Annotated in this window: 7 protein-coding genes; 6 read left to right on the plus strand and 1 reads right to left on the minus strand. The window is 43.7% G+C overall.

Translation table 11 applies throughout. The features are described from left to right. The first annotated feature begins 13 nt into the window (after positions 1–13). The 5 genes from yunB to gatB all read left to right on the plus strand — a co-directional run bounded on the left by yunB (position 14) and on the right by gatB (position 6,041). Complete coding sequence (yunB, locus tag DW793_RS09520) at positions 14–643, plus strand: sporulation protein YunB (RefSeq protein ID WP_181988335.1); 630 nt, start codon at positions 14–16, stop codon at positions 641–643. Between the two features lie 192 nt (positions 644–835). Then, positions 836–2,812, plus strand: coding sequence for an NAD-dependent DNA ligase LigA (gene ligA, locus DW793_RS09525; protein WP_118157818.1), 1,977 nt, complete (start codon positions 836–838; stop codon positions 2,810–2,812). A 41-nt stretch (positions 2,813–2,853) separates the two neighbouring features. Next, on the plus strand, positions 2,854–3,123 hold the full coding sequence (gene gatC, locus DW793_RS09530) for an Asp-tRNA(Asn)/Glu-tRNA(Gln) amidotransferase subunit GatC (RefSeq protein ID WP_022287800.1): 270 nt from the start codon (positions 2,854–2,856) through the stop codon (positions 3,121–3,123). 12 nt (positions 3,124–3,135) lie between these two features. Next, entirely contained in the window at positions 3,136–4,587 is a 1,452-nt protein-coding gene (gatA, locus tag DW793_RS09535) for an Asp-tRNA(Asn)/Glu-tRNA(Gln) amidotransferase subunit GatA (RefSeq protein WP_022287799.1), read from the plus strand. Between the two features lie 17 nt (positions 4,588–4,604). Then, entirely contained in the window at positions 4,605–6,041 is a 1,437-nt protein-coding gene (gene gatB, locus DW793_RS09540) for an Asp-tRNA(Asn)/Glu-tRNA(Gln) amidotransferase subunit GatB (RefSeq protein WP_118157820.1), read from the plus strand. Between the two features lie 58 nt (positions 6,042–6,099). Here gatB and mtaB read toward each other — a convergent pair whose 3' ends face one another. Continuing rightward, a complete protein-coding gene (gene mtaB / locus DW793_RS09545) occupies positions 6,100–7,404 on the minus strand; it encodes a tRNA (N(6)-L-threonylcarbamoyladenosine(37)-C(2))-methylthiotransferase MtaB (protein ID WP_118157822.1) in 1,305 nt (434 codons plus the stop codon). A 250-nt stretch (positions 7,405–7,654) separates the two neighbouring features. Here mtaB and DW793_RS09550 point away from each other — a divergent pair, with 250 nt between their 5' ends. Further along, the gene (locus tag DW793_RS09550; protein ID WP_022287796.1) at positions 7,655–7,885 is read left to right on the plus strand and encodes an HPr family phosphocarrier protein; all 231 of its coding nucleotides are present in this window, start codon (positions 7,655–7,657) and stop codon (positions 7,883–7,885) included. Positions 7,886–8,206 lie beyond the last annotated feature (321 nt).

The raw sequence follows: 8,206 nt of genomic DNA on the forward strand, positions 1-8,206 counted from the left end.
GGCGGTGATTTTTTTGAGCGTCCACAAGCGTTCTTTCAAGAACAGAATTTCATACATAATTCTTGCTGTCGTTATTATTCTTGCACTGCTCACGACGGTGTTTTTTGCACAGCTTTCAAGGCACATCAGCGAAATAAGCGAGTTTGAAAGCAAGCAGGCGGCACTTGACGTGATAAATGCGGCCATAAACAGAGAGCTTGAAAAACTGCCCCAGAGCAGTTATATAAAAATATCTGAAACTGACGGCAGGATAACCTCCATAAACAGCGACACGAACGCTGTGAACAGGCTTCAAAGCAGTGTTTCAAGGGCTGTGAACGAAAGCCTTTCACAGCTCGAGGGTACAAAACTCAGCGTACCCATCGGCACACTTTCGGGAATAAATATCCTCACAGGCAGAGGTTTTGACATACCACTGCGGCTTCATCAGATAGGTGCGGCAAAGACCGAGCTTAAAAGCGATTTAACGGAAGCTGGGATAAATCAGACAAAATACAGCCTCTATCTCACTGTGACCATAGAAATGACAGCCATTCTTCCTGCACACTCTACTGATATCGTGGTGAGCTATGACTATCCCGTAAGCGAAACTGTTATCGTAGGGGAGATACCTGATATGTACTTAGGCAAGGGAAAAGGCTGATTTTTTCGCAGTTTATAGAAAAAAGGCTTGTATTTCACCAGCAATTATGGTATAATATAAAGGGCAATACCGCATAAGGCACGCCTAACGGCTTTGCACGCAATCTGCTTGCAGATTGCGTACAATCCTTATGTGGTATTGCCCTGCGTATGATATGCCGTAAAAAGCTGGCAGAAATGGAGTTGTGTTATTTTGAACGAACAGGAAGCTAAAAAACGTATAGACGAGCTTGTGAAGCTTTTGAATTATCACTCTCAGCTTTACTATGTTGAGGACAGGAACGAGATCACAGACTATGAATACGATATGCTCCAGCAGGAACTAAAGGGTCTTGAGGAGCAGTTTCCGCAGTTTATCAGAAGCGACTCCCCTACTCAACGTGTAGGCGGCAAGGCGATATCAATATTTGAGAAAGTCACACACCGTGTGCAAATGGGTTCTTTGCAGGACGTTTTTTCCTTTGAACAGGTGAGAAGCTTTATTGAGACAGTTCAGCAGGCTGTGGATAAACCGCAATTCGTTGTTGAGCCTAAAATAGACGGACTTTCGGTATCCCTTGAATATCATAACGGTGAGCTTGCCATAGGTTCGACCCGTGGTGACGGCTTTGTAGGCGAGGACGTTACTTCTAATCTGAAAACTGTAAAGTCCATCCCTATAAAAATAAACGAGGAACTACCTTTGATAGAAGTCAGAGGTGAAACATATATGCCGAGAAATGTTTTTCTGAAGCTTGTTAAAGAGCAGGAGGATAATGACGAGCAGCCTTTCAAAAACCCTAGAAACGCCGCCGCAGGTTCTCTTAGACAGAAAGACCCTAAGATAGCGGCAAAAAGAAAGCTTGACATCTTTGTGTTCAATGTTCAGCAGATAGAGGGCAAGGAGCTTACTTCCCACAAGGAGTCTCTTGACTATCTGAAAACACTGGGATTCAAGACTATCCCTGATTACAAGCGTGTGTCTACCGCTGATGAGGTCATAGGCTGCATAAAGGCTATCGGAGAAAAGCGTTTTGACCTGCCATTCGATATTGACGGCGTTGTTATAAAGGTCGATGATTTCAGGCAGCGTGAGATACTTGGTGCAACTGCAAAAGTGCCAAAGTGGGCTGTGGCTTACAAGTTTCCGCCCGAGGAAAAGACCTCAAAGCTCCTTGATATCGAGCTTAACGTGGGCAGAACAGGTGCTATAACACCTGTGGCTGTGTTTGAGCCTGTTTTTCTTGCAGGCACGAGCGTTTCAAGAGCGACCCTGCACAATCAGGATTTTATAAGAGAGAAAAACATTTCCGTTGGGGATATCATCAAGGTCCGCAAGGCTGGAGATATAATCCCTGAGGTGCTGGGTTCTGTGGAAAAGCACGGCGACGGTGTTTTCACGCTCCCTGAGTGCTGTCCTGTATGCGGAACAAAGCTTGTGAAGTCCGAGGAAGAAGCGGCGGTAAGGTGTCCGAACGTTGAATGTCCTGCGCAGATATTCAGAAGCATCGTTCACTTTGCTTCAAAAGGCGCAATGAACATTGACGGTCTTGGTCCGCAGATAGTTCACACCCTTCTTGACAATAAGCTTATCACCTCTGTGGCTGACCTTTACACCCTGAGTGAAAACAAGCTTTTACAGCTTGACAACTTCAAGGAAAAATCAGTGAACAATCTTCTCGGTGCTATAGAAAAGTCAAAGTCCAATTCTTTGGACAGATTGGTGTTTGGTCTGGGCATAAGAAATATCGGACAGGCTTCTGCGAAGCTTCTGTGCGACAAGTTCGGCGACCTTGACAACATCATGAACGCCTCCGCAGAGCAGATATCCGAGATAGACGGCTTTGGCGGCGTAATGGCGCAAAGCGTTTACAACGCTTTCCATGAAGAGCATATGATAGAGCTTATCCAAAGGCTCAAAGAATGTGGGATAAACACAAAGTATGAGAAGATACAGATAGACGACCGCTTTGCAGGAAAGACTTTTGTTCTCACAGGCACTTTGCCGACACTTAAAAGAAGCGAAGCAAAAGCACTCATTGAGAAATACGGCGGCAAGGCAAGTGGCTCGGTGTCCAAAAAAACGGACTATGTTCTTGCAGGTGAGGAAGCAGGAAGCAAGCTTGACAAAGCTCAGCAGCTCGGTATCGAAATAATCACCGAAGAACAGTTCAAGGATATGATAAAATAAGATAATATCTTTTTATATAAATAAAACAGGAGGAATGTAAAATGAACATTGACATTAAACACATTGCCAAGCTGGCAAGACTTCGCATCGAAGACGATCAGCTTGATAAGTTTGAGTCAGAAATGGAAAACATCGTGGGAATGGTTGAAAAGCTCCCCGACATTCAGGACGAAATGACCCTTGACCCTGACAACCCGATGATACTCAGAAAAGACGTGGCTGTTCAGGATAAATTCACAAGACAGGAGCTTATGCAGAATGCTCCTCAGGTAAAGGCAGGCTGTCTTGTCGTGCCTAAAACAGTAGAGTAAGGAGTGTTATAATTGGAACTTTTTGAAAGAAATGCCTGCGACTTGTCAGAAATGATAAAGAACAAGGAAATAAGCTCCGCAGAGCTTACAAAGTCTGTTTTTGACAGAATAAAAGCAGTTGAGGGCAAGGTAGATGCTTATCTGACACTTGACGAAGAAAACGCTATGAAAAAAGCCGCTGAGATAGATGAAAAGCTTGCAAAGGGCGAGGAGCTTTCACCTTTGGCTGGTATACCTGTTGGTATCAAGGACAATATCTCAACAAAGGGTCTGAGAACAACTTGTGCGTCAAAAATGCTTGGTAACTATGTTCCGCCTTTCAATGCAACTGTAATGAACAAGCTTGACGATATCGTTGTAACAGGCAAGCTCAACATGGACGAGTTCGCTATGGGTTCATCAACCGAGAACTCACATTTTAAGCCAACAAAGAACCCATTTGATACAGAGAGGATACCTGGCGGTTCATCAGGCGGATCTGCTGCCGCTGTTGCAGCAAGAGAGGCTATCGTTACCCTTGGTTCTGACACAGGCGGATCTATCAGACAGCCAGCTTCATACTGCGGCGTTGTAGGTCTGAAGCCTACATACGGCAGCGTTTCAAGATATGGTCTTGTTGCTTTCGCTTCATCACTGGATCAGATCGGACCTCTCGGCAAATGCGTAAAGGACGTTGCTATGGTACAGTCCGCTATCGTTGGTCATGACAAGTATGACGCTACTTCTTCCTATAGAGAGTATCCTGATTTCGCGGCTGACCTTAAAGCTGACGTAAAGGGTCTGAGGATCGGTATACCAAAAGAGTATTTCGGCGAGGGTATCGACCCATTCGTTAAGCAGTCTGTAATGAACGCTGTGAAAGAGCTTGAAAAGCAGGGCGCAACTGTAAAGGAGATTTCTCTGCCTTCTACAGATTATGCACTTTCATCATACTACATCATTTCTTCTGCAGAAGCTTCTTCAAACCTTGCAAGATTTGACGGTGTAAGATACGGCTTCAGAGCCGAAGAATATGACGGACTTGTTGATATGTACGAGAGAACACGTTCAGAGGGCTTCGGCGACGAAGTAAAGAGAAGAATAATGCTCGGCACATTCGTGCTTTCATCAGGTTTCTATGACGCTTACTACAAGAAAGCAAAGCTCGTTCAGAAGAGAATAATGCAGGAGTTCGCATCTCAGTTCGCTGACGTTGATGTTATCGCTACTCCTACAGTTCCGTCAACAGCATTCAAGATCGGTGAAAACACTGACGATCCCCTTAAAATGTACGCAAACGATGTCTGCACTGTTACAGTGAACATTGCAGGTCTGCCTGCAATAAGCATTCCTTGTGCATATGACGACAAGGGTCTGCCTGTTGGTATGCAGCTTATCGGCGGAAAGTTTACAGAGCAGCGTCTGCTTAACACAGCTTATGCTTATGAGCAGCTTGTTGGCGGATTCAAAATGCCTGAGCTTTAAGGAAAGGGGTCACAAAAATGGTAAAAGGCTACGAAGTTGTAATCGGTCTTGAAACTCATGCTGAGCTAAATACCGAGTCTAAAATATACTGCGACTGCAAGAACCAGTTCGGTCTTGAAGTCAATTCACAGGTTTGCCCTATCTGCATGGGTATGCCTGGCACACTGCCTACTCTTAACGAAAAGGTAGTTGATTATGCAATAAGAATGGGTCACGCACTCAACTGCGAGATAAACCGTGTCTGCAAGCAGGACAGAAAGAACTATTTCTACCCTGACCTGCCAAAGGCTTATCAGATATCACAGGCAGAAGTTCCTCTCTGCGGTAAGGGTTATGTTGATATCCTTGTTGACGGCGAGGAAAGAAGAATAGGTATCACAAGAATACACATCGAGGAGGACGCAGGTAAGCTTCTTCACTCAGACAAGTTCCATGGTGTATCACTTGTTGACCTTAACCGCTGCGGTGTTCCGCTTATCGAGATAGTTTCTGAGCCTGATATGCGTTCCTCTCAGGAAGCAAAGGTTTATCTTGAAACACTGAAATCTATCCTACAGTATCTTGGCATATGCGACTGTAAGATGCAGGAAGGCTCTATCAGATGTGATGTAAACGTATCTGTTCACAAGCCTGGCGAGCCATTCGGCACACGTTCTGAGATGAAGAACGTAAACAGCTTCTCTGCCGCTGTAAGAGGTATCGACTACGAGGTAGAAAGACAAATAGCTGTTCTTGAAGCAGGCGGAAAGGTCGAGCAGGAAACTCGCCGTTGGGACGACGAAAAGGGAATGAGCATTCCAATGCGTTCAAAGGAGGACGCTCAGGATTATCGTTACTTCCCTGAGCCTGACCTGCTCACTATCGTTGTTGAGCAGGAGCGTGTTGACGAGCTTAAAAAGAGTATCCCAGAGCTTCCAAACGTAAAGATACTCAGATATGTAAAGAAGTTCGGTCTGAACATAAAGGACGCAACGTTTATAGCAGAGTCTGTTTCCCTTGCAAAGCTTTTTGACGATTGCATGGCAAAGGACAAGTTCCCTGCAAAGTGCTATACAACATGGATACTTGGCGACCTTGTTAAGTACATGAACGCAACAGGCAAAACTCTCGAAGATACAAAGCTCACTGCTGACAATCTTACTGACCTCGTCGCTGCTATTGAGGCAAAGACCATTTCCAACGCTGGCGGAAAGAAAGTCTTTGCAGTTCTTCTCGAGGAGGACAAAAAGATAAGCGACATTATCGAGGAGCAGGGTCTTGCACAGGTCTCTGATGACAGCGCACTTGAAAAGATCGCTGACGAAGTTCTTGCCGCAAACGAAAAGTCTGTAAATGACTACAAGGGTGGAAAGACAAATGCTCTGGGCTATCTGGTAGGTCAGTGCATGAAGGCTTCAAAGGGCAAGGCTAACCCAGGAAAGATGAAAGAGATAATTCTTGCAAAGCTTGGCTGAGCACAGAAAAATCTGATATAACGAAAGAGGATCGCATTTGCGGTCCTCTTTTTTGTACTCATATAAGTTTTCCGTAACAAAACTCGCCATCTGACGAGGTTATCTCTATCTTTAAAAGCTGCCGACGTAAAGAAACGTCCTCGCTGTCCCTTGGAATCTTCACGGTAACATAATTCGGTGCATGACCCTGATGCCACTGAGAGCTTGTTTCCTTTTCAAACAAAACCTCCTGCACTGTGCCAACAAGGCTTTTGAGATACAAAGCCTTCGTTTCGTTGCACACATCTGCCATTTGAGCCGCACGACTGTGCTTGGTCTTGCGATCGAGCTGACCTTTCATTTTGTCGGCAACAGTGGTAGGTCTGCGTGAATACGGGAAAATATGCGTTTCTGCAAAAGATATCTTCTTTGCAAATGCCAGCGACTTTTCAAATTCCTCGTCAGTTTCCTGTGGAAAGCCCACCATTATGTCGGTGGTTATAGCGCAGTTTGGAAAATGCCTGCGAAGCTTCTCGCAAAGCTCGGCATACTCCGCTGTATCATAATGGCGGTTCATGCGCTTCAAAGTTTCGTCACAGCCGCTTTGCAGGGAAAGATGAAAATGCGGACAGAGTTTTTCAAGCTTTGACATTCGCAGGATATCTTCATCTGAAATAAGCTCAGGCTCAACAGAGCCGATACGCACTCTGTAATCGCCATCACAGCCGCAGGCGGCTTCAACAGCGTCAATGAGCCGCGTGCCGTTTTTGAAGTCTCTGCCGTAACAGCAAAGATTTATGCCCGTGAGGATTATCTCCTTGTGACCTGAGTCAACGAGCTGCTGAACTTCGGGAGCGATATCCTCCAAAGGTTTTGAGCAGATGTGTCCTCTCGCAGTGGGGATAATACAGTAGGTGCAATACTGATCACAGCCGTCTTGAATTTTGATATACGCACGAGTTTTTTTGTCAGCACCTGAGTTTGTCATTTTCTCAAAAGCCTCTCCCCTCTCACGAGGAACTATCCTGATAATACGCTCGCCACTTGTGATATACCTTTTTATAAGGGCAGGTATCTCCTTTTTTGCACCTGTGCCAACTATGATACCGCACTCGTCAAGAGCAGAAGCTTCCTTTTCAAAAGCCTGCGGAAAACAGCCTGCCAAAACTATCAGACACTCAGGATTAGCTTTTTTTATCTTGTGAATAAGCTGTCGGCATTTTGAGTCCGACTGAGCGGTAACAGTGCAGGTATTTACAACACAGACCTCTGCATCAGCATAATCTTCAGTGACCTCATACCCCTCGGACAGCATTGCTTCCTTTATATTCTCTGTTTCATATTGGTTTACCTTGCAGCCGAATGTATAGAAAAAGGCTTTCATATTTGATTTCCTTTCAGTAGCCAAATGTTTATAATGCACAATAAATCACAATAACATATGTGCATATTGCATAAATCTAAACTTTGATTTTTATCACTCTTGACTATTGTACCATATTTTAATTTTTTTTGCAAATATCCATTGACAAATCAGAAAAATCGTTTATAATATAAATTGTAGAGAAAAGATCTACAGAATTTATGTGGGAATCAAGATCGGATATACCGATCATTCTGAAGGAGGAATATTTATGACAAAGGTAAAAATCATGCTCGATTCCATTGCAGCGGTTAAAAAGTTTGTAAGCGTAGTTTCTATGTACGACTTTGATGTGGATCTTGCGTCAGGAAGATATGCAGTTGACGCTAAGTCAATTATGGGTATTTTCAGCCTTGACCTTTCAAATCCTATCCAGCTCGTAGCACACACAGACGACGCTACTAAATTCCTTGACGAGATCAAAGAATTTATTGTTGACTAAACTTTGATATCACGAAAGCACTGAGTTTTAAAAGCTCAGTGCTTTTTTTGTTGCAAAATTTAAACGATTTCGCATTTTTGCAAAATCTCATCATATAGTTTAATATATTTACGAATATACACTTTCTACTTTTGTTGTATTTTCATTCAAAGTGCATATAAAACGTTTGAGATTTTCGTAACAAGAAAACTTTTAGCTGATTTTGTTATAGCTTTAATATATTTACGAATATACACTTTCTACTTTTGTTGTATTTTCATTCAAAGTGCATATAAAACGTTTGAGATTTTCGTAACAAGAAAACTTTTAGCTGATTTTGTT

The sequence above is a fragment of the Ruminococcus sp. AM31-15AC genome (genome assembly GCF_003462045.1).
In the GTDB taxonomy this organism is placed as follows: Bacteria; Bacillota; Clostridia; order Oscillospirales; family Ruminococcaceae; genus Hominimerdicola; species Hominimerdicola aceti.